This window comes from Streptomyces sp. NPDC093089 (genome assembly GCF_044754405.1).
In the GTDB taxonomy this organism is placed as follows: Bacteria; Actinomycetota; Actinomycetes; order Streptomycetales; family Streptomycetaceae; genus Streptomyces.
In genome coordinates this window covers 57,661-78,444 of record NZ_JBIVPA010000010.1, presented here as the reverse complement: position 1 = coordinate 78,444, position 20,784 = coordinate 57,661, and the positions used below count along the sequence as shown (strand labels likewise).

The following is a 20,784-nucleotide window of genomic DNA, read 5'->3' as shown; positions in this document are numbered from 1 at the left end:
GGGACACGGGGAGCGCGCACGCGGGGCGGGGCCGCTCCCCTGCGGCGGCCCCGCCCCGCGTGACGCGTTCCCCGTGTCCCGCGGCCCGCGCGGCTCAGTCGGCGGCGACGACGTCCTTCGCCGCCGGGGCCTTCGCGTCGACCGGCTTCCCGTAGTGGGAGAAGGCGATCGTCCCGGGCTCCTCGCCGCCCTTCGTGACGATCTTCAGGATGTACGGGGTGCCCTCGGTGGCCACGTAGACCGTGCTCGTCTCGCCGGCGTCGCCCGGCTCCGTCAGGGCCAGCGCCGGCTGCCCGTCGACGGTGGTCTCCGCGCCCTTCTCGATATCGGTCGCGCCCTGCTCGAACCCGTCGAGCAGCTCGTCGAGGTCGCACAGCGCCAGCATGCCGTCGGAGTCGGCCTCGCTCGCGGACGACTTCAGCCAGCGGCCCTTGAGCTCCTTGACCATGGCGTCCTGCGCCTCCGGGCCTTCCTCCTCGACCTGCTCGCGGAGGAAGGCCTCGTCGAAGCGCAGGTAGACGTTCTTGTCGTCGACCTTGATCAGCTCGGCCGTGTTCGCCGCGCCCATGGTGAGCGTGCCGGCGCACTTCCCGCCGGTGTCGAGCGACAGGTAGGCCTTCATCGGCTCGACGGGGGACCGGACGTCCACGTCGACGGTCAGCGACTTCGCCGTCTTCGTCGCCGCGAACGCCTTGTCGACGACCTGCGATCCCGTCAGCTCCCCGAAGGGTCCGGCCGGCTTCGCCTTCGCCTCGTCCGCCGAGGGGCCGCAGGCGGCGGCGCCGACCGCGACGGCGGCGCACAGGAGGGCGGCGACGGCGGTCCGGGCCGACCGGGTGGTCCGGGTCGTGCGGTGGGTCCGGGGGCGGGTGAGGGCGCGCATGGGGGTGTCTCCGAGAGAGGGCGTACGGGCGGTGGGGGCCCCTGAGGGCCCCCGCTCCTGGTGGTGCTGCGTGGTGCCTGGTGGTGCTGCGTGGTGCTTGGTGGTGCTTGGCGGTGCCAGGCGTTGCTTGTGGTGCCTGGTGGTGCCGGGGGCTGCTCGGCCGTGCCGGGTCAGCCGAGCTTCAGCTCCCACTGCGAGGCGTCGTAGGTGAAGCCGGGGTTGACCTCGACGGTGAGGTTCTTGGCGGCCTTCGGGGTGTCGAAGGCGACGGTGATGGTGGCCTTCTTGCCGGGCATGATCGTGCCTTCGAAGCCCGTGCCGACCTTGTCGTCGAAGATCTGCTCGGAGGCGACGCCGTCGTTGCCGGCGGTGGCGCTCAGGGACACGAGGGCGGTGTCGAACTTCTCCTTGCCGCCGTTCTCGATGACGACGGTGACCTGGTAGGCCGTGTTGCCCTTGGTGTGGCCGACCGCGTACTCGCCCGGGGTGTACGGCTTCGGGTCCGAGACCGTGACCTTGACGTCGTCGTCGTAGACCGAGGTGTCGCCGTCGGCGAGGCCCGCGCCCTTGTCCTTCTTGCCGGCGTCGCCCGCCGGGGCCTTGGCCTTCGGGCTCGCGCTCGGGTCCTTCGGGGCCGCGTCCTTGACCGCCTTGTCGAGCTCGTCCACCGCGTCGCTGACGGCCGTGAACGTGATGACCGCGCCGACGACCGAGAGGACCAGGGCCGCGAGGCCCAGGATCGCGCCGGTGAGGGCCACTCCCTTGTTGTTCGCCTCGCGGCGCTTCACGCGGCCCCTGGCGACGAGGCCCAGGATCAGGGCGATCAGGCCGAGGATGCCGGCCAGCCAGAAGAAGAGCGGGACGAGGCCGGAGAGCGTGCCGATGATGCCGAGGATCAGGGCCGCGGTGCCGAGCCCGTTGCGCATGACCTGCGGAGCGGCGGCAGGCGGGACCTGGGTGTCGTACGACATGGGTGTGTCCTCCCGGACGGTGAAGATGTCTGGCGCGATGGGTCAATCACAGCAGAGCCTGTGAACCGAGTCAACACGGTTCACGAAAAACAGGTCGACTCACACTGTGAAGTGGTGTGGTGGAGGTTCCTCAGTAGGATTGGTGTCGCACGAGGACGAGCAGGACGAGCAAGCGGGCGAACCAGGGAGATGGGTCACGTGCCGGAGCGCGCAGCGGACGTAGGCGGCGGAGACAGCGGGGACACGGGCACCGAGGAGGTGGGCGGGGCCGAGGTGACCGCCGCCGGGATCGCCCGGCTCGCGGGCGTCGGCCGGGCCGCCGTCAGCAACTGGCGCCGCCGCCACGCCGACTTCCCCAAGCCCGTCGGCGGCACGGAGGCGAGCCCCTCCTTCGCCCTCGCCGAGATCGAGCAGTGGCTCCGCGACCAGGGCAAGCTGGCCGAGGTCCCGCTCCGCGAGCGGGTCTGGCAGCAGGTCGCCGGCCATCCGGCGGGCGCCGTCACCGCCCTCGTCCACGCGGGCTGCGCCCTCCTTCTCGTACGGGAGCGGTCCGCGGCCTGGCCCGCGCTGGCCGAGCTGCCCGACGAGCGGCTCGTCGAGGTGCTGCCCGTCGCCCTGGAGGAGACGCTCGGCGAGCGCCTCGGCCACGGGCGGCCCGTGCTCACCCCCACCAGCACCGCGCTCGCCTCCTCCGTCCCCCTCCTGCGCGGGGCGGCCGAGCTGGCGGCCGAGACCGGGGTCCGCGCGGCGTTCGAGTTCCTGCTCGGCCGTCACCTCGACGCCAACCCGCGGCAGTACACCCTGACCCCGCCCGGCCCCGCCGCCCTCATGGCGGCGCTCGCCACGGGCGGGGACGGCGGCGCCCCGCTCACCGTCCTCGACCCCGCGTCCGGCACCGGAAGCCTGCTCACCGCGGTCGAGCGGCCCGGCGCGTTCTGCGGCCAGGACGCCGACCCCGACCTCGCGGCGCTCACCGCCCTGCGCCTGGCGCTCGCCACCGACGCCGACATCCGCGTCCGGTCCGGCGACAGCCTGCGCGCCGACGCCTTCCCGTCGCTCGCCGCGGACGCCGTCCTCTGCCACCCGCCGTTCAACGAACGCAACTGGGGCCACGACGAACTGGCCTACGACCCGCGCTGGGAGTACGGCTTCCCGGCCCGCACCGAGTCCGAACTCGCCTGGGTCCAGCACGCCCTGGCCCGCCTCCGCCCCGGCGGCACCGCCGTCCTCCTCATGCCGCCCGCCGCCGCCTCCCGCCGCTCGGGCCGCCGGATCCGCGCCGACCTGCTCCGCCGGGGCGCCCTGCGCGCGGTCGTCGCCCTGCCGCCCGGCGCCGCGCCGCCGTACGGCATCCCGCTGCACCTCTGGGTGCTGCGCCGCCCCGTCCCCGGCGAGCGTCCCCCCGCCGAACTCCTCCTCGTCGACACCGCGTCCGAGCACGCGGGCCCGGCGCGGGACGCCCGCGACCGGATCGACTGGCCGGCCGTCCAGGCCGCCGTGCTCGACGCGTGGACGCCCTTCGACCGGGACGGCGGCGTCGCGGCCACGCCGGGCGTGAGCCGCTCCGTCCCCGTCATCGAGCTCCTCGACGACGACGTCGACCTCGCCCCCGCCCGCCGTCTGCCGCCCCCGGCCGCCGCCGAGGGCGCGGCCCAGCTGGCCGGGGTGCGCGAGAGCCTGACGGAGACCCTGCGCCGGACCTGCGAACTCACCCCGCCGCCCGTGACCGACCCCACCGAGGCCGGTGCCGGACCGGTCGGCCGCCCCACGACCACCGTCGGCGAACTGGCCAGGGCCGGAGCCCTGGTCCTGCGCGCGGGCGGTGCGGGCACGACGCCCGCCGCGTCCCCGCTGGCCGTCCTCACCGACCACGACGTGCTGGCCGCCCAGCCGCCGTCGGGCACGCTGCCCGACGGCCCGCCCGAGGAGCCCGTGCTGCTCGCCGCCGGCGACGTCGTCGTCCCCGTCCTGGGCGGCGGCGCGGCCGTCCGGGTCGTCGACTCCTCGGCGGAGGGCGCCGCGCTCGGCCGCAACCTCCAGCTGCTGCGCCCCGACCCGGCCGCGCTCGACCCCTGGTTCCTGGCCGGCTTCCTGCGGGCCACCGCCAACAACCGGCAGGCCAGCAGCTACGCCTCCACCGCGACCCGGCTCGACGTCCGCCGCCTCCAGCTGCCGCGGCTGCCCCTGGCCGAACAGCGGCGGTTCGGGGAGCGGTTCCGGGCCCTCGCCGAGTTCGAGGAGGCGCTGCGGCAGACGTCCCGGCTCGGGGACCAGCTCGTGCAGGGCCTGTACGACGGACTGGCGGACGGCACGGTCGCGCCCTGACCCCGCCGGGGCCGCTTCCCGCTCACTTCGACAACGGTTCCGGGTATCCCGGAACCGTTGTCCGCATCGGTGTATACGCTCGTCTCCGCACCCCGATCCGTCCGAGCAGGAGCAGCCGAGATGTACGGCCACCCGCAGGCCCCGCAGCCGCCGCAGAGCCCCGCCTCCGGCGGCCTGATCGCGCTGCGCGTGCTCTTCACCGCGCTTCCGCTGCTCAGCTGCGGCTTCCTGGGCTGGGCCCCGCTGCTGCGGCTCGCGATCGTCACCCGCCGGACGCTGGACTGGGTGCTGTGCGGCCTGGCGTTCCTGGCGGGCTCCGCCCTCTTCGCGTACGCCGCGGCGACCGGCGAGGAGGAGAGCAGCACGCTGGAGGCGTTCGTCGGCGTCGGCGTGATCACGGTCCTCGCGGCCGGTTCGGTCACGTACTACCTGGTCGCGGAGATCCGCCACTTCGAGCGCCGCCGCACCGCCCCGGAGCAGGCGCCCCCGCCGTACCGGCCGCTCGGCCCCTCCTACGGCGCCGACGGCTCGGCCGTCACGGTGCCGAGTCCGCTCGGTCCCCCCAACCCGTACACCGGCACACCGCTCCCGGAGCCGCCGGTCCAGGCGCCCCAGCCGCCCGTCGCCCCCCGGATCGAGCAGGTCCGCGCCGAGCTCGACGAGCTGAGCGACCTGCTCCGCAAGAACGCTCCGGAAGGTGAAGACCGCAGGTGAACGGGCGTGTCATCGGGGGGCGTTACGAGCTCGCCACCGTCATCGGGCAGGGCGGGATGGGGCAGGTCTGGACGGCGTACGACGGACGGCTCGACCGCCGGGTCGCGGTGAAGCTGCTCCGTCCGGCGACGATGACCGGCCCCGCCACGGCGGCCGAGGAGCTGCGGCGCCGCTTCGTCCGGGAGTGCAGGGTGACCGCGCACGTCGACCACCCCGGTCTGGTGACCGTGCACGACGCGGGCAGCGACGGCGACGACCTCTACCTCGTGATGCAGTACGTGGAGGGCGCCGACCTCGCCGACCACCTCGCCGAGCACGACCCCTACCCGTGGGAGTGGGCCGTCTGCGTCGCCGCGCAGCTGTGCGCGGTGCTCGCCGCCGTGCACGCGGTGCCGATCGTGCACCGCGACCTCAAGCCGCGGAACGTGATGATCCGCCCGGACGGGTCCCTCACCGTCCTCGACCTCGGCGTCGCCTCCGTCCTCGACACGGACACCACCCGCCTCACCCAGACCGGTTCGCAGATCGGCAGCCCGGCCTACATGGCGCCCGAGCAGGCGATGGGCGGCGCGGTCGGCCCGTCCACCGACCTGTACGCGCTCGGCGTCCTGCTCCACGAACTCCTCAGCGGCAACGTGCCGTTCGCCGGCTCCACCGCCCTCGGCGTCCTCCACCGCCACCTGTACGAGCCCCCGGTGCCCATCCGCCGGATCCGGCCCGAGGTCCCCGAGGCCCTCGAAGCGCTCGTCCTCCACCTCCTCGCCAAGGACCCGCAGGCCCGACCGTCCGGCGCCCACGAGGTGTACGAGCACCTGCTGCCGCTCCTCCCCGCGCGCGGTGCCCCCACGGGTCCCATGGACCCCACGCGTCCCTTCCTCCGTCCGCACGCCCCCTGGCCGGCCCGCCCCGCCGCCGTGCCCGTACAGGTGCCCGTGCCGACGCCTCCGCCGCCGCGTGCGGCGCCCGCGGACCCCCGGAACGACCCCCGCGCCGACCTCCGGAGCGACCCCCGGGTCCCGCTCGGCGCCGCCGCGCCGCGCGTCGACCTCGCCGCCGCGGTGGACGAGGTCAAGCGGCTGCTCGGCGAGGGCTCGCTCACCCAGGCCGTGGACCTCCTCGGCGGCATCCTGCCCACGGCGGCGGCCGAGCACGGGGAGCGCTCGCCGGTCGTCCGCATCCTGCGCAAGCAGTACGCCTCCACGCTGATGGACGACGGCCAGTACCGCCGCGCGCTCCCGGAGCTCCGCAGGCTCGCGGAGGACCGCGACGCGGAGGCAGGGCCCACTGACCCCGGGGCCCTCCAGTTCCGCTACGACGCCGCCCTCTGCCTGGAGCAGCTGGGCGAGACGGCCGCCGCGCTCACGGACTTCCGTGCCGTCCTCCCGTACTACGAGCACGATCCCGCCCGCGCCTTCGACATCCGTCGCCGCATCGGGCTGCTCCTCCTCGCGACCGGCGAGCACACGGCCGGCCAGGGTCAGCTCCAGCAGCTCCTGTTCGACGCCGAGCGCGCCTACGGCCCGTATCACCCGCTTCCGGTCGACTTGCGCAGGGCGCTCGACCATCAGCGGCAGCTGGGCCCCCGCCCCTGAAGGGTTTCTGACGTGCCGACAGGATCACGACTCCACAACTGATCCAGTAGTGGATCTTCATGATCCTTTTTGCCGGTTTTGGCGCATGTAACGTTCGCGTCTGATCATGTCCGCGTCCCCAAGGAATCCCTCATGACGACGCCCTCCGCGCCCCTCACCCCCGAGCAGCAGCCGGCCGCTCCCGCCCCCGCCAAGAAGAGCGGCGCCCTGAAGAAGGTCGGCGGCGTCGTCGTCGCGATCGTCGTGGCCCTCGCCGTCAAGTTCGGCCTCCCCTTCCTCACGGGTGAAGCCCCGGTCCACGCCAAGGCCGGCGAGTGCGTCGTCGTCACCGGCTCGGACAACGACCCCAAGGTCGACGGCGAGGACTGCTCCTCCGGCAAGGCCGACCTCTTCAAGGTCGTCAAGGTCTACGACAACACCTTCGACGTCAACAAGTGCGCCGAGGACAGCGAGCAGGCCCTCGCCCAGCAGTGGGACGCCGACAAGTTCGTCCTCTGCATCAACCCGGTCAAGAAGTAACCCCCGCACACCCGAGAGGGCCGGAACCGGCAGGTTCCGGCCCTCTCGCGTTGCCCGGACCGGGCCGGGTCCCGCCGGGTCGCGCGCCCCCGCGACCCGGCGGCTCCCGACGTCCTTTTCAGTACCCGGGGAAAGTACCCACCCCACCCCCACCTGCTCTGAGTGGTCATGCCGAGGGGGCGTCACCCGCGTGAGCGAACCATCCCAACTGGGTTGGATTTCGGGGTGGTTGCCTGGCATATGCTCGCGGCGGCCTGAACGGAAAAAAGTTCGGTCCCCGCCTGGGACTCGGAATCCCGGAGAGGGCCTGACCGACAAGGAAGCAGCATCTTCCCTATGGGTGTTCAGCGCCCTAGCGCGGCCTTGCCCGGCGTGGGCGTCATCCACGCCAACGTCGCCCACACGAGCGGCTTCGTGGTCGGAGGGCGGGTGGGCACTTGAAGGAGGAGCCCGATCGGGGACATCACGCGGCCCCGCAGGCAGCGCAGGGGCCGGTCCCGCGCGCGGGGCAGGGCGCGATCCCGTACCTCGCGCCGGGCTCGGTGCCGTACCCGGCCCGGAGCCCGGCGGCCTACGCCCCTGCCACCGCCGCCCCTGCTCCCACCTCCGTCCCGGACGCGGCCGACGACCCGCCCGCGCAGCCCGTACGCCGCGATGCGGAGCGGCTTCCGGAAGGTCCGGCCGCCGAGCTGCTGCTCGACCTGCGGCGCCATGACGAGCGCCTGCTGCTGTCGGCACGGGACGTGCGGCACCTGGCCCCCCGCGTCGACGCGTGACGCTCCGAGCAGATGCCTCAGGCGTCGAGCCGCCCGCTCTTGACTCCGGCGACGAAGGAGGACCAGGCGACGGCCCCGAAGACGAGCGCGGGGCCGGCGGGGGTCTTGCTGTCACGGACGGGGACGACGGGGAGGTGGTCGGCGACTTCGAGGCAGTTGCCGCCGTCGTTGTTGCTGTAGGAGCTCTTGCGCCACGTGATGCTGCTCAGATCGACGGCTCGCACGATGCTTCCTCCAAGTTCCACATGATGAACTTCCGTGAATCCGCCGGGGAAAGCGCCAGATCACGGACCCGATCGTAGCGGAGCTGCAGTCGCTCGACGGCTGCCGGTTCTTCCACGAGATCGCCCGAGTGACCCGTCTCCACCCAGGCCACCGGGCGTCCGTCCGTCAGCCGCAGAAACATCACGTCCGTGGTCGTCAGCGCGTGTGGGCCCGCCGCGTGCGGCATGACCTGGATCGTGATGTTCCGCCGCTCGCCCATGCTCAGCAGGTGCTCCAACTGCTCACGCCACGCGGTGAGGTCCGGCAGCGCTGTGCGGAGCACTGTCTCCGAAAGGATGGCTCGGAACGGCGGTGCGTCGTCTCCTGCCAGAAGCTCGCGACGACCTATCCGCGCTTCCACCTGAGCGGTCAGTTCCTCACCGTCCATGCCGCTCGTCGCCAGGAAGGTCCGAGCGTAAGCGGGTGTCTGGAGAAGGCCTGGCACTGCCCCCACCGCGTAGTACCAGAGGCTCATCGCCTCCGCCTCCAGCGTCATGTACCTCCGGTACTTCTCCTTGAACTGCGTCGGGTCCCCCACCGCCAGCTCCCACAGCGCCAGCAGCATCGTCGCGGTCCCGTAGTACTGGTCCAGCGCCTGGACCACCTCGGGTCCGCCGACCGTCTCGCCCTTCTCCATCTTCGAGAACAGAGACCAGTCCCACCCCAGCGCCTCGCCGAGCTTGCGGAGGCTGAGGCCCCGGTCGGTGCGGAGGAGCTTCAGTTCCTCGGCGAACCTCTTCCTGGGTTCCTGGCTGCGGCCCGTCACCACGCGTCTCGTCGGCATCGCGCGCACTCCCTTGTGGAAGATGTGGAACTACCCGCGCGACCTGGGGAAGTACGGTCCGCCACCGCTCCGGGTTCCCTGTGCCCCGGTCCATTCTTGTAGTGCCGGGATCACAGAGGGTAGTCCACGGAGAGGGGAGGAATCCATGGAACGCGGGGCTTGGGTCTACGACCAAGTGGCGGGTGTGGTAGGTGAGTTCAAGGGGGACGCGGGGCCCTATGTGATGCTGCGGCCGGTCGGGGGCGGCCGGGAGTGGCAGGCGGACCCGGCCGACGTGCGGCCGGCCACGCCGGCCGAGCGGCTGAGCGCCGGGGTGCGCGCCGCCAATGACAGGGCCCGCGCCGGCTGCTCCCCGCAGCCCGCGCCGGACCTGAGCCGTCCGCCGGAGCCCGTGGAGCACTGTGTGGCGTGTGCGCTGCTGGTACGGGAACGGGCCGAGGCCCGGAGCCGGTTCGACCACAGTGCGGTGACGGATGCGAACGTGCTGCTCAGGCGGCACTTGTCGCAGGACCACCGCTGAAGGGCGTCCGGGGGAGGCCCGGAAGCGTCACGATCGCTTGGTCGGTGCGTGCCTGAGTGGCGGCTCGCTAGGTGATCAGGGCCGCCACTCCGTCGAGGATCCGCTCCAGGCCGAAGTCCAGCGGGTCCCCGCCCTGTGGTGCGAAGGCGCCCTCCGCGATGGCCGACGTGAGCGCGGGGAAGCGGTCCGCGTGGCGCTCCAGGACATCGGCTGTGAGCCGTGCCCACTCTGCGTTCGCCGCCTCGTCGTGGTCCACGTGCTGCTGGGCGATGGTGCGGATGTGGCCTACGAGCAGCAGGAACGTGTCGTGCTGCTGGGCGGCCGACAGGCCGGTACCTGCCATCGCGGTCAACGCCGTCTCCAGCCAGCCGAGTTGATGGGGGCCCATGATCTGGCGCCGCATGCCGGTGGCCGCGAGGATCCACGGGTGGCGGCTGTACGCGGCTGAGCACTGCCGGGCCCACTCGGTCAGCTGTGGGCGCCAGCCGCCGGGGATGCCCGCGATAGGGGCCGGGGGGCCGATCGCGAGGTCGACCATCAGGTCGAGGAGTTCCGCCTTGCCGGGAACGTACCGGTAGAGCGCCATCGCGGTGACGCCGAACTCCTTGGCGACCCGCGCCAGTGAGACCGCGTCCAGGCCTTCCTCGTCGGCGATGCCCATGGCCGCCTCGGCGATCCGGACCGCAGTGAGCGAAGGCTTCGGGCCCCGGCTCGGCGGCTCCTGCTCGCCCCAGAGCAGGGCGAAGCTCGCCTTCGCACCGGCCTGCTTCCCGGCCTGCTTCCCGGTCGGCTTGGTCGACTCCCGCCCGTTCGCCGGCCCGGGCTTCTTCGCGGCCATCCTCGTCTCCCTCGCGTCGCCTGTTGACGACCAACCCTAACTGTTTATAGCGTATAGCCAACTGCTTACGTCATATACAGTTTCGAGGAGTAGTCGTGATCGCCACCATCGTCGCCACCTCTGCCGCCGCACTCCTCGCGGCGCCCACGGCCGGACTCCTCGGCCACCGGGCCCTGAGGCGCTCCCGCAACGCCTCCCTGATGAGGATCGGCACCCCGGACGGCATCGACGAGCAGGGCTTCGTCCCCATCGGTGGCATCGACCAGTGGATCTCGGTCCGAGGCGAGGACCCGGCCAACCCGGTCGTCCTGGAGCTGCACGGCGGCCCCGGAGCCTCGACCGCGATCTTCGGGCCGCGCACCAGGTCTTGGGAGAAGCACTTCACGATCGTCCGCTGGGACATGCGCAGCTCCCTCAAGACCTTCGGCCGCGGCGGCCCCGAAGGGCAGGGTGAGATGACCTTCGACCGGATCTACGCGGACGCGATCGAGGTCACCGACCACATACGCACCCGCCTGGGCGTCGACAAGGTCGTCCTGCTCGGCCACTCCTACGGGAGCGCCTTCGGCCTGCGACTCGCCCGCGAGTTCCCCGAGCGCTACTCCGCGTACGTCGGCACCGACCAGAACATCCACGACGCCGGCCGCGACGACTCCGTGCACCGGGCCCTGCTCGGCCGGCTGCGTACGACCGGAAAACTCAAAGAACTGGCGGCAGTCGAGGCGCTCGACCCCGATGAGCACCAGTGGACCGCCCGCGAGCGCGCGATGCACGCCAAGCTGCTGGCCACCAGCGACCCGCTGACCCTGGACACGATGAAGAAGGTCGTCATGGGATCCCTGTGGTTCTCGCCGCTGCACTCGCTGCGCGAGTTGGGGAGCTTCCTCAAGGGCATGACTTTCTCGGAGCGGATCACCGTGGGCACGTCCGGGTTCGACGACTGGGCGGACGGCACGGAGTTCGAGATCCCGTTCTTCCTCTTCCAGGGCGAGAAGGACATCCTCACGTCCCCGGAGCTCGCCCGTCGCTTCTTCGACGACGTCCGGGCGCCCGCCAAGGGCTTCGCGCTGATCGAGGACTGCAGTCATTTCGCGGCGTTCCGGCGGCCGGAACGCTTCCTGGAGCTGCTGCTGGCGCATGTGCGGCCGGCGATCGCCGGCAGGTCGGATGCTGCGGCGGGCGTCTAGGGCCCGTTGCGAAAGTGGATCAGGAGTCGTGGTCGGCTCGGGCGGCCGTCCGGTCCGACCAGCCTCGCGACAGGGTGAGGCGGCCGGATCGGAATGCGTCGCGCTGTTCGGTCACCCATTGCTCAACCTGATCTGCGGATTCCGCGACGGGCCGGTCCGTGGTGTTGAGCACATGGGTGGACCACCGCCGGTCGTCGGCAGTCCACCCGGTCCAGCGGTGCCAGGCCATCTCGGGCCAGGTGTCGTTGCGCTGTCAGCGGCGGAACGGATCGTAGGTCCGGTCCCACGGCCCGTACCGTTCCGGGACGTCCCGCCACGGCGCACCGGTCCTGGTGCGCCAGCGCATGCCGTCGATCAACTGCCGACGTGTCCACGTCGGCAGCCGCCCCGGCTTCCCGCCCAGCGGCGGCAACGGCTCCGTCCGAGTCCACTGACGATTCGTCAGATCTCCGCGCCCCGCGACGCTTGGTCATCCACGACCTTGATCAACTTTCGCGACAGACCCTAATTCGGAGGAACGGGCGGGTGGGGGGGTGGCAGGGTCGGGTCATGTCCAATGACGTCGCGTATCCGGTATTTCGTAGCACCGACCGTGGGGAAGCCCTGCGGGTGGCCAGGCGGTTCGTGGAGTACGGCCAGGAGTCGTTCAGTGAGGTGAGGGTGGAGGCCGAGGCGCACACCGTGGGGGAGCTGAAACGGCTGGGCGGGGAGCTGCCGGAGGCGTGGGTGATGTGCTGGGACGGCAGGAGGGCGCCGGAGGTGCCGCCGCCGGGGCTGCCGGACCTGACTCATCCGATCCGTGCCCGGGAGCTGCCGGAGGACCTGGGGGGTGCGGAGGCGTATCTGCCGCTGACCCTGTCGATCGAGGAGGAGCCCGTCGGCAGCCTTGAGGACGCCTTCGTGGCAGCGGTCGGTGCGTCGCCGGGGGCGGTCAACTGGGAGAGCCTTGAGTGGCCGGAGGTGCCGGAGCGGGACTTCTGCGGGGAGTTCAAGCACGCCGAGGTCACGCTCGTCCTCAACAACGACTCGCGTGAACTCGACGTGCCGGCCGACACGCACCTGGTCCTCGTGCACGTCCGTCGCCGCAATGGGAACGGTTACGAGGAGGAGCGGGTCCAGTGGCTGGCCGAGCGGTTCTGCCACGGGGTCATCGGCCCGCCGCAGCACGTGTGAAGGGCGTCAGGCCGACCGGGGGTCGCGCTTCATGGCCCACAGGGTCGGGCCGCCGCCCGGGAGGGCGAACTCGCCGACGACGGTGAAGCCGAAGTGCTCGTAGACCGGGAGGTTGTCGGGCTTGGAGGACTCCAGGTAGACGGGCATGCCCGCCGCGTCGGCCTTCGCGAGGCCGGAGCGGAGGAGGGCCGAGCCGTGGCCCCGGCCGCGGGCGGCGGGGTCGGCGCCGATGACGGCCAGGTACCAGTGGGGTTCGGTGGGTCCGTGCTCGGCGGCGGCCGTGACGGCCTCGCGGAAGACCGGGGCGCGGTCGCCGAGGATGGCCACGAGTTCCTGGATGGTCTCCGCGTCGGGTACGGCCTTGTCCGCGCCCTCGGGCGAGACCCAGAACGCGGCGGCGGAACCGGTGCGCTCGCAGACGCCGTGGAGGCCGTACTGCCGGGTGAAGAGGGTGGTGAAGTAGCGCCCGAGGTCCGTCTCGCGGGTGGCGGCGTCGGGGAAGAACCACCGCATCATCGGGTCGTCGCCGAAGGCGGAGGCCAGGGTGCGGCCGACCATCGGGGCGTCGTCGATCGTGGCCGTCATCGGTGCGTTGTCGAGAGGCATACGGGTCATTCTGCACCCGAGATGATCTTGGTCGGGATGGGGGGTGCCGTCCCTCGCCCCCCGTGCGCCCCTGCGATCCGCGCCTCGCGATCCGCTGTCGACGTCGAAGCTCCGCGACCTGCGATCCGTGCCCCGTCAGGCGGCCGCGGGCCGGGCGCGGAGGAGGCGTACGGCCGCCGTGACCGGGAGGGCGATGCCCATCGCGAGGAGCGCGAGCAGTTCCGTCGGTCCGACGCGGGCCGCCAGGAGGAAGGCGCCGAGCACGGCCGCGACCGGGGTCGCCAGGGTGAGGCAGGTCGCGAGGGTCTTCGTGCGCCGGTCCCAGGCGGTCGACGTCCACAGCAGGACGAGGCCCACGGCGAGGGCGGCCAGGCCGGCGAAGTCGAAGACGAGGGTGGCGACGCCGCTGGCGCCGAGCAGGGCGGCGGTGGCGACGGTCCGCGACCGGGGCTGCGCCTCGGCGGCGGGGGCCGCGGGCGCCGCGGCGGTCTCGGGCTCCTCCGCGCGGGCGGCTGCCACGATGGCGGAGGGGGTGCCGAGCCGTTCGACGGCGGCGCGGACGGCGGCCGGGTCCTGCTCGTCGCCGACGGCCACGGCGAGGTGTTCGCGGAGGTCGGCGAGGAGTTCCGCGCGGCGGCCGACGGGGAGGAACGACGCCTCGCGCTCGATCGTGGCGAGGTAGTCCGTGACGAGGGGGTGCTCGGTGCCGGTCATGCGGTGCCTCCGTGGGGTGCGGTCAGGAAGTGGTCGACGCCGTCGCGGAAGCGCGGCCAGCTCTCGGCGAACTCGGCGAGCGCGGTCCTGCCGGGCGTGGTGAGGGTGTAGTAGCGGCGGGCGGGGCCGGTGGCCGATTCGCGCAGCTCGGTGTCGACGAGTCCGTCGCGTCGGAGCCGGGACAGCAGGGGGTAGATCGTTCCCTGGCTGGTGGTCATGACGCTGACGGCGGCCAGTTCGTCGAGGATCTCGACGCCGTAGCGCGGGCCGTCGCGCAGCAGGGCGAGGACGCAGTACTCCAGCACGCCCTTGCGCAGCTGGCTGGCGACCTTCCCGGTCGCCTCTGATCTTGCTTCGCCAGGAACCATGCAATGCAAGATACCCTCGACGGCGCCGCCGATCAACGGCGCACCGCGTGCGACGATGCCCGGGTGCGAGAACTGCGTGGACTGGACGAACTGACCGGGGTCGACGAGCCGGCGTGGCCGCTGCTCGAAGCGGAGCTGCGGGCGGCGAAGGTGCCCGTCGATGTCCTGGACGCCGACCCGGGGTGCGCGGCCGCCACACTCCTGCAGACGCAGGTCACCGTCCGCTCCTACCTGGGGGCGTTCGTGCACCGCACGGGCGGCCTGCTCGTCGACGACGGCTGGCTTCGGGTGTACGGCAGCCCGGCCGCCCACAACGACCGGCGCCTGCCCGGCCTCGCGCGGGTCAACGGCTACCCCGCCGAACCCGACGCCGCCTGGCGGCCCGCCGGCGCACTCGTCGTCGCGCACGACGTCCTCGGCGGGACCTTCGCCATCCAGGGCGGCACCGAGGAGGAGACCGGACTGCCCGGCCGCCCGGGCGAGATGGTCTACTTCGCCCCCGACTCGCTCCGCTGGGAAGCCGTCGGCGCCGGCTACGGGGCCTGGCTGTCCTGGCTCCTCGACGGCGGCACCGAGGAGTTCTACGAGGACCTCCGCTGGCCCGGCTGGCGGGACGAGGTTCCCGGCCTCACCGGCGGCGAAGGGCTCACCCTCTACCCGCCGCTGTGGTCCGTCGAGGCGCACCAGGACCTGGCCGGGACCAGCCGCGCGGTCGTCCCCCTGGCGGAACTGCTCGGTTTCGCCAAGGAGACGAGCCTGCGCCTGGACGGAGCCGACCCGGGCTTCCTGGGAGACCTGTAGCGCCCGGGCGGGGTGGACCGCCGAGCCGACCCCTGGCGCCCGGACGGGGCGGACCACTTGGCCGAGCCGACCCCTGGCGCCCGGACGGGAGGCCGTCCGGCGGTCGGCGCCGCGGACGGCAGCGCCCGGGCGCGGTGGCCGGCTAGCGGGTGGTCGCCGTCGTGAGGGCCTTGTCCCGCATGGCCTTGAGGGCGGCGAGCTCGTCGGCGTAGCCCGCGCCGAGGGTCTTCTCGGCGTCGGTCTGGGCGGCCGAGACGACGGTGGTGAGACCGGTGGCGGCCTGGCAGTCGGCGTCCGCGCGGGACAGCTTCAGCTCGACGCCGGCGACGGCGTGCAGCTCGGCCTGGTCCCGGCCGGCTCGGCGGAGCTGCCGGTCGACCGTGGACCGGGGGTCGCCGAAGGCCTTCGCCGCCGTCCCCGCCTTCTTCATGCAGGCGCTCCAGGAGTCCTGCGCGGCGAGGTACCTGCGGTCGGTCCTGACCTTCTCGACGACCGCGTCGCCCAGGACCTGGAAGGTGTTGAAGAGCTTGTAGTAGTCCGGGCCGTAGAGCCGGGACGTGGCGTCGCTGACGCAGGAGTCGGCCTGGTAGAAGAACTCGCGCCCCAGGGGCATCGCCAGGTTCACCCGGTGGGCGGGGGTGCCGAGCAGGGCGTCCTTCCAGCGGGTGTTCGCGGCCTCGGCGGCGTTGGCGTCCGCCGGAGGCCGCATCGACAGCGTGGTGCTCGTGATGCCGTAGCCGTCGTTCACCGCCTGGGCGACGGAGAGCAGTCCGTACGGGTTGGCGTCGGCCAGGTGGTTCCCGGTGGGCAGGGGCTGGGGGCGGTACGTGAACCCGCGCCGCTCCATGCAGGCGGCGACGAGGTCCTCCTCCGCCGCGCGCAGGGCTGTGAGCTGCGACCCGGGGTAGTGGGTGACGCCCTGGAAGGGGCGGGGTGCGGGGAGTGGCGCGGGACCGGGTGCGGCGGTGCCGCCGGACGTCGAGCATCCGGCGGCACCGAGACCCAGAAGCAGCGCCACGGCGGCGGTGCGACTTCCGGAGGTCATCGACTCAGACCGTGCACCACTTGTTGGAGCCGATGGTGCTCAGGTTGTCGCCGATGCGGTTCCAGCCGGTGCCCCGGTACAGGATCCAGCCCTGGCCCTGGTAGCCGGTGGCCTTGTAGAGCACGACGTTGCAGCTGTTGCCGTTGTTGAAGGCCGCGCCGTTCAGGGCGTACTTGAAGTTCGTGTACCCGGTCAGGTCGGTGTTGTCCTGGTAGACCGTCTGCACGGCGCCCTGGTAGTCGGCCTGCCAGTACACGCACAGACCGCCGCTGGCACAGCCCGCCGGGGCCGCGTTGGCGGCGGGGGCGACGGCCGCCGCGCCGAGGGCGACGCCGGCCGCCATGCCGAGGGCCGCGAGGGATCGCTTGAAGTTCACGAGGTGCTCTCCGTTTCTCAGGGACCGGGTTTCCGGTACGGCACGACGCTGCCAGCGGCGCTCAACGAACGGCCAAGGGAGGCTCAACGTCCGCTCAACGCAAGAGTGTTGAAGTACAGGTCCGGGCGCGTGCCGGAAGGTCGGTCCGGGGTCGCCGGGAGCGCCACGCCGATCGCCCAACCCGGCGACAAACCCGTTCGCGCCGCTGCATTCTGGCCGCCGACGGGAAGATCGACGGGGGAGTGCGCGATGTGGTCAGCGGTCTCGGCGGGGGAGCTGCCGGCGGAGGAGCGTTTCGACTGGTTCGCCGACCTCGTCACGCGCGAGGTGATGCCCACCGCGCTCAGCGCCGAGCGGCCCGCCGACTTCCAGGCCGAGGCCGCCGTGCTGGACCTCGGGCCCGTCCGCGTCGCCCGGTTCTCCTTCTCGCCCCTGCGGTCGCGCCGCACGCCCGCGCTGATCCGGCGCGGCGACCCCGAGCAGTACCAGCTGGGGCTGATCAGGAGGGGGGTCACCGTCCTGTCCCAGCACCGCAACGACTGCCGCGTCGGAGCGGGCGACCTGGTCTTCTGGGACACCTCGCGGCCCTCCGACGCGGCCATGCCCGAAGAGGCCGGGGCCGTGCAGCTGACCATGCTGCAACTCCCGCGCCCCGTCATGCCCTTGCGCGCCCAGCGGATCGACCGGCTGCTCGGCAGCAGGATCTCCGGCGGGCACGGACTCGGGGCGGTCCTCGCCTCGTTCCTCGACTCCCTGGACGGCCACGCCGGACAGTGCGGGCCCGACGACCTGCCACGGCTCGGCTCCGTCGTCGTCGACCTCGTCGCCGCCTGCCTCGCCCAGAACCTCGACGCCGAGGACGAGCTCCCCGCCGAGGCGCGGGCGCGGACCCTGATCCAGCGGATCCACGCCTTCGTCGACGCCCACCTCGGCGACCCCGACCTCACCCCGGCCGCCGTCGCCGCCGTCCACCACGTCTCCGTACGCACCCTCCACCAGCTCTTCCGGACGTACGGCGACGGGGAGACCGTCCAGGCCCGCATCCGGCGCCGCCGCCTGGAGCGGTGCCGCGACGACCTCGCCCGCCCCGAACTCCTCGGGCGGCCCGTGCAGGACATCGCCGCGCGCTGGGGCTTCAGCGGCCCCGCCGTCTTCAGCCGCGCCTTCCGGGCGTCGTACGGCGCCAGCCCCACCGAGTTCCGCGCGCTGATCGTCAAGGACGCCCGCGCCGGAAGCACAGCCGGCGCCACCGCCCCGTCCTAGGCTCGGAGCCGTTCGGCCGGCCACCGGAGGGCCCGGCCGCGGGACCACCGGGGAGGAGGGCCACAATGACCGGAGACATCGACCAAGGGACCTGGGACGCCGACGCGTGAACACGGAAACCGAACAGGACGGCACCGCGGCCCTCGCGGCCGCGACCGTACGCACCGAGCGCCTCGACCTCGTGCCGCTCGCCGTCGCCCACGCCGCCGAGATGGCCGAGGTCCTCGCCGACCCCGCCCTCCACTCCTTCACCGGCGGCGCCCCGCTCACCGGGCCCGACCTCCGCGCCCGCTACGAGCGCCTGACCGCCGGGTCCCCCGACCCGGCGGTCCTCTGGTGCAACTGGGTCGTCCGCCTGCGCGCCTCCGGCCGCCTCGCCGGCACCGTCCAGGCGACGGTCACCGACGAGGGCCGCACCGCCGAGGTCGCCTGGGTCACCGGCACCCCCTGGCAGGGCCGCGGCATCGCCCGCGAAGCCGCCGGGGCCCTCGTCGCCCTCCTCCTGGACCACGGCGCCCGCACCGTCGTCGCCCACGTCCACCCCGACCACACCGCGTCCGCCGCCGTGGCCCGCGCGGCCGGCCTCGCCCCGACGGACGAGGAAGTGGACGGCGAGGTCCGCTGGGAGCTGAGGCTCCCCGCCTAGGCCCGGTCAGGAAGACCGCGCCCGGCTCTACTTCCCGACAGGGCCTGGGCCCCGGCCGGAGAGCCCCGTCGGCCCCGGGCCACCCGGGGTGCCACGACCACGCCCAGGAGCAGCAGGGCCGCCACCGCGCCCGCCCCCAGGCCCGCCCGGAGGCCCGGGGGGCGGAAGGAGCAGGAGAGTTCGGTGCGGTCGGGGCCCAGGGGGACGGCGAGGAGCCCGCCGTACGAGAGCGGTTCGGTGTCCGCGCAGTGCCAGCCCGCGATGCGGGGGGCCGCCACGACGGCCGTGCCGCCGCCCGGCGGGAGGGTGGCCCGTACGCCGTCCGGGGTGACGCGGATCGAGGTCGCCGCGCGGGCGCGCAGGGCCGTCACGGCCGAGCGGAGGCGGTCGTGGTCCAGGCAGCCGAGTTCGCCGGGGCCGGGGAGGACCGGCCTGAGGCCGGGTACCCGCTGGACGCCCAGGGAGGTCAGGGCGGCGCGGCGCTTCGGGCCGCCGCCGAGGAGGTGGACCGGGGGGTGGTCGCCGAGGCGGGCGGTGCCGGTGGCCCCGGGGGCCCAGAGGAAGACCTCGGTGCCGACGCGGCACGCGCCCGCGTGGGGAGGCTCGTACACGCGGGAGCCGAGGAGGAGTTCCTGGTTGCGGAAGGGGGAGGGGCCGTAGGCCGGGGGCGGGCCCGGCGGGCGGACCGTGACGAGGGGGAGGCGGACGTCCGTGCGGGCGACGGCGCCGTCGCGCCAGCGGGCGCCGACGCCGAAGAGGGCGTCCGTCACCGGGTTGTCGAGGCTGAGGAGGTTGCGGCCGCGGGAGGTCCAGCCACCGCCGAGGGCGGTCAGCGTCCGGGTCAGGACGGCGGGGGTGTGGCTGCTGTAGTAGGCGGCGCCCTGGCCGCCGAGGAGGAGCGGGTCGTTCCCGGCGACGCGGGGGAGGCCGGAGTCCGTGCGGGAGGCGGGCCAGTCGTCGGCCGCGGCCAGGGCGGCCGCGCGTCGGGCGTGCTCCGTGCCCCACGGCGGGTAGTCGTCGAGCCGGGCGAGGCGTTCGCGGTCCGCGTGCGCCGTCGTCGCGGCGGCCTGGCCGAGCAGGGTCCCGGTGACGAGGAGCGCGGCGAGGAGCCCGTACCGGCCGCGGCGGGGGAGGAGGAGCGCGCCCGCGACCGCGGCGAGGCCCGCGCCCGCGAGGAGCAGGGACCAGGAGGTGAGGAGGGGGCTCGGCAGGGCGCCGGCCGCGAGGACGAGGACGATCGCGGAACCGCCGAGCAGCGACCTGCGGTCCGGGAGGCCGCGGGCGAGGCCCGTCCACGCGGTGAGGACGAGGACGCCGGACAGGACGAAGGTCTGGCGGTACGGGCTGCCGTTCGGGGTGGCGAAGACGTGCCAGACGAGGTGCGTCGGGCCCCACTGCATCGACATCGCGACCGCCGCGCACAGGCCTCCCCACAGCCACCGCTCGCGTCCCGGCGCGTCCCGGCGGAAGAGCAGTGCCCCCGCGAGCAGCGGCACCGCCGTGCAGACGAAGGCCGCCGGGGTCGCGAAGCCGTACGTCACCGGGAGCAGCCGGGCCAGCACGTCCGTGCCGTCCGCGGCGGCGAAGTCCCGTACGACACCCGGGTGGGCGTGCCGGGAGCCGAGGAGGACGGGGACGAGGACGGGCGCGGCGAGGCCGATCCCGAGTCCGGTCGTGAGCGCGGCCCGGCCGAGGGTCCGTGCGCGGAAGGAGTCGGTCGCGGCGAGGCGGACGAGGAGCACGAGGCCCGCGCCCAGGGTCGCCATGTACGCCGTGTAGAAGTTCGCCAGCCAGCAGACGGCGACCACGAGGGGCCCGAGGAGCGGCCGCCGCCCCTCCCGTACCCATTCGCCCACGAGGCAGAGCAGCGGGAAGGCGATCAGGCCGTCCAGCCACATCGGGTTGTACGTGCCCTCCGCGAGCGACCAGCCGCACAGGGCGTACGAGGCGCCCAGGACGGCGGCCCACCACCCCACGCCGCCGGGTCCGAGGCGGCGCAGCAGGAAGGTCGTCGCGGCGGCCGCGAGCGCCGTCTTCAGGACGGTGACCGCGTACACCGCGTACTCGATGTCTGCGCGCGGGAAGAGCGCCACGAGCGGGGCGAGGGGGCTCGACAGGTAGGTGCCGTAGTCGGGGAGGAAGCTCGTGCCCCAGCCCGCCTGCCAGTCGAGGAGGAGCCCGCCGTCCGCCCGGCCGTGCAGGAGGTCCCAGAGGCGGGCGTGGAACGGGACGAACTGGTTGGCGAGGTCGTTCACGGCCCGGTGGCGCGGGCCGAAGGGGAAGACCCGGGCGACGGCGTCGCCGCCGCAGACGGCGACGGCGGCGAGGAGGGCGGCGAGCGCGCAGGAGCGCGTGGTGTTCGGCATGGCGGTTCGAATATGTCAGCGCCCCGGGCGGAACGGCCGGAGTCGGAGGGCCA

The 20,784-nt window shown here is 73.5% G+C and carries 22 protein-coding genes and 1 pseudogene; 11 read left to right on the top strand and 12 right to left on the bottom strand.

Going from position 1 to position 20,784, the window contains the following annotated elements; genetic code table 11:
• Positions 1–94: 94 nt before the first annotated feature.
• Entirely contained in the window at positions 95–883 is a 789-nt protein-coding gene (locus ACIQFX_RS23755) for a hypothetical protein (protein WP_402466737.1), read from the bottom strand.
• Between the two features lie 170 nt (positions 884–1,053).
• Complete coding sequence (locus tag ACIQFX_RS23750; RefSeq protein ID WP_402466734.1) at positions 1,054–1,854, bottom strand: DUF4190 domain-containing protein; 801 nt, start codon at positions 1,852–1,854, stop codon at positions 1,054–1,056.
• Positions 1,855–2,127: 273 nt separating this feature from the next.
• On the opposite strand from ACIQFX_RS23750, the gene ACIQFX_RS23745 reads away from it, so the two are divergent.
• From ACIQFX_RS23745 to ACIQFX_RS23725, 5 genes are all read left to right on the top strand, one after another.
• Positions 2,128–4,179 (top strand): N-6 DNA methylase, encoded by a 2,052-nt coding sequence (locus ACIQFX_RS23745; protein ID WP_402467392.1) that lies wholly within the window; start codon positions 2,128–2,130, stop codon positions 4,177–4,179.
• A 120-nt stretch (positions 4,180–4,299) separates the two neighbouring features.
• Complete coding sequence (locus tag ACIQFX_RS23740) at positions 4,300–4,893, top strand: hypothetical protein (RefSeq protein WP_402466732.1); 594 nt, start codon at positions 4,300–4,302, stop codon at positions 4,891–4,893.
• Complete coding sequence (locus ACIQFX_RS23735) at positions 4,890–6,485, top strand: protein kinase (protein WP_402466730.1); 1,596 nt, start codon at positions 4,890–4,892, stop codon at positions 6,483–6,485. Before ACIQFX_RS23740 ends, ACIQFX_RS23735 begins: the two co-directional genes overlap by 4 nt.
• 132 nt (positions 6,486–6,617) lie before the next feature.
• Positions 6,618–7,004, top strand: a complete 387-nt coding sequence (locus tag ACIQFX_RS23730) for a hypothetical protein (protein ID WP_402466727.1) — start codon at positions 6,618–6,620, stop codon at positions 7,002–7,004.
• A gap of 437 nt (positions 7,005–7,441) precedes the next feature.
• Entirely contained in the window at positions 7,442–7,780 is a 339-nt protein-coding gene (locus ACIQFX_RS23725; RefSeq protein ID WP_402466725.1) for a hypothetical protein, read from the top strand.
• Positions 7,781–7,797: 17 nt separating this feature from the next.
• Here ACIQFX_RS23725 and ACIQFX_RS23720 read toward each other — a convergent pair whose 3' ends face one another.
• Both ACIQFX_RS23720 and ACIQFX_RS23715 read right to left on the bottom strand, forming a co-directional pair.
• On the bottom strand, positions 7,798–8,004 hold the full coding sequence (locus ACIQFX_RS23720; RefSeq protein WP_402466722.1) for a DUF397 domain-containing protein: 207 nt from the start codon (positions 8,002–8,004) through the stop codon (positions 7,798–7,800).
• Positions 7,986–8,828 (bottom strand): helix-turn-helix domain-containing protein, encoded by an 843-nt coding sequence (locus ACIQFX_RS23715; RefSeq protein ID WP_402466719.1) that lies wholly within the window; start codon positions 8,826–8,828, stop codon positions 7,986–7,988. The genes ACIQFX_RS23720 and ACIQFX_RS23715 overlap by 19 nt, the downstream gene beginning before the upstream one ends.
• A 145-nt stretch (positions 8,829–8,973) precedes the next feature.
• Here ACIQFX_RS23715 and ACIQFX_RS23710 point away from each other — a divergent pair, with 145 nt between their 5' ends.
• Positions 8,974–9,348, top strand: coding sequence for a hypothetical protein (locus ACIQFX_RS23710; RefSeq protein ID WP_402466716.1), 375 nt, complete (start codon positions 8,974–8,976; stop codon positions 9,346–9,348).
• Between the two features lie 67 nt (positions 9,349–9,415).
• Here the strand turns inward: ACIQFX_RS23710 and ACIQFX_RS23705 are convergent, their stop codons facing one another.
• Positions 9,416–10,186, bottom strand: a complete 771-nt coding sequence (locus ACIQFX_RS23705) for a TetR/AcrR family transcriptional regulator (protein ID WP_402466713.1) — start codon at positions 10,184–10,186, stop codon at positions 9,416–9,418.
• 95 nt (positions 10,187–10,281) lie between these two features.
• On the opposite strand from ACIQFX_RS23705, the gene ACIQFX_RS23700 reads away from it, so the two are divergent.
• Complete coding sequence (locus tag ACIQFX_RS23700; protein ID WP_402466710.1) at positions 10,282–11,373, top strand: alpha/beta fold hydrolase; 1,092 nt, start codon at positions 10,282–10,284, stop codon at positions 11,371–11,373.
• Between the two features lie 256 nt (positions 11,374–11,629).
• Here the strand turns inward: ACIQFX_RS23700 and ACIQFX_RS23695 are convergent.
• Positions 11,630–11,818, bottom strand: a pseudogene (locus tag ACIQFX_RS23695) (transposase); the annotation flags it as partial.
• A 104-nt stretch (positions 11,819–11,922) separates the two neighbouring features.
• Here ACIQFX_RS23695 and ACIQFX_RS23690 point away from each other — a divergent pair.
• A complete protein-coding gene (locus ACIQFX_RS23690; protein ID WP_402466708.1) occupies positions 11,923–12,546 on the top strand; it encodes a hypothetical protein in 624 nt (207 codons plus the stop codon).
• Between the two features lie 6 nt (positions 12,547–12,552).
• Here ACIQFX_RS23690 and ACIQFX_RS23685 read toward each other — a convergent pair whose 3' ends face one another.
• The 3 genes from ACIQFX_RS23685 to ACIQFX_RS23675 all read right to left on the bottom strand — a co-directional run bounded on the left by ACIQFX_RS23685 (position 12,553) and on the right by ACIQFX_RS23675 (position 14,234).
• Positions 12,553–13,161 carry a GNAT family N-acetyltransferase gene (locus ACIQFX_RS23685; RefSeq protein ID WP_402466706.1) on the bottom strand — a complete coding sequence of 203 codons (609 nt, stop codon included), beginning with the start codon at positions 13,159–13,161 and terminating at the stop codon, positions 12,553–12,555.
• Between the two features lie 126 nt (positions 13,162–13,287).
• Positions 13,288–13,866, bottom strand: coding sequence for an HAAS signaling domain-containing protein (locus tag ACIQFX_RS23680; RefSeq protein ID WP_402466704.1), 579 nt, complete (start codon positions 13,864–13,866; stop codon positions 13,288–13,290).
• Positions 13,863–14,234 (bottom strand): PadR family transcriptional regulator, encoded by a 372-nt coding sequence (locus tag ACIQFX_RS23675; protein WP_376487837.1) that lies wholly within the window; start codon positions 14,232–14,234, stop codon positions 13,863–13,865. Before ACIQFX_RS23675 ends, ACIQFX_RS23680 begins: the two co-directional genes overlap by 4 nt.
• Before the next feature lie 63 nt (positions 14,235–14,297).
• On the opposite strand from ACIQFX_RS23675, the gene ACIQFX_RS23670 reads away from it, so the two are divergent.
• Positions 14,298–15,035 carry a DUF2625 domain-containing protein gene (locus ACIQFX_RS23670; protein WP_402466700.1) on the top strand — a complete coding sequence of 246 codons (738 nt, stop codon included), beginning with the start codon at positions 14,298–14,300 and terminating at the stop codon, positions 15,033–15,035.
• A 142-nt stretch (positions 15,036–15,177) separates the two neighbouring features.
• Here ACIQFX_RS23670 and ACIQFX_RS23665 read toward each other — a convergent pair whose 3' ends face one another.
• Together ACIQFX_RS23665 and ACIQFX_RS23660 are read right to left on the bottom strand one after the other, a co-directional pair.
• Positions 15,178–16,080 (bottom strand): hypothetical protein, encoded by a 903-nt coding sequence (locus tag ACIQFX_RS23665; RefSeq protein ID WP_402466697.1) that lies wholly within the window; start codon positions 16,078–16,080, stop codon positions 15,178–15,180.
• 4 nt (positions 16,081–16,084) lie between these two features.
• Complete coding sequence (locus ACIQFX_RS23660) at positions 16,085–16,456, bottom strand: peptidase inhibitor family I36 protein (RefSeq protein ID WP_402466695.1); 372 nt, start codon at positions 16,454–16,456, stop codon at positions 16,085–16,087.
• A gap of 249 nt (positions 16,457–16,705) precedes the next feature.
• Between ACIQFX_RS23660 and ACIQFX_RS23655 the strand changes: the two genes are divergently transcribed.
• Positions 16,706–17,719: a helix-turn-helix domain-containing protein gene (locus ACIQFX_RS23655; protein ID WP_402466693.1), complete on the top strand. Its 1,014-nt coding sequence runs from the start codon at positions 16,706–16,708 to the stop codon at positions 17,717–17,719.
• Between the two features lie 106 nt (positions 17,720–17,825).
• Positions 17,826–18,365, top strand: coding sequence for a GNAT family N-acetyltransferase (locus ACIQFX_RS23650; protein ID WP_402466690.1), 540 nt, complete (start codon positions 17,826–17,828; stop codon positions 18,363–18,365).
• On the opposite strand, the gene ACIQFX_RS23645 is transcribed toward ACIQFX_RS23650, so the two are convergent.
• Positions 18,362–20,731, bottom strand: coding sequence for a YfhO family protein (locus ACIQFX_RS23645; protein ID WP_402466687.1), 2,370 nt, complete (start codon positions 20,729–20,731; stop codon positions 18,362–18,364). The two genes, ACIQFX_RS23650 and ACIQFX_RS23645, sit on opposite strands and share 4 nt — an antisense overlap.
• Between the last annotated feature and the right edge of the window lie 53 nt (positions 20,732–20,784).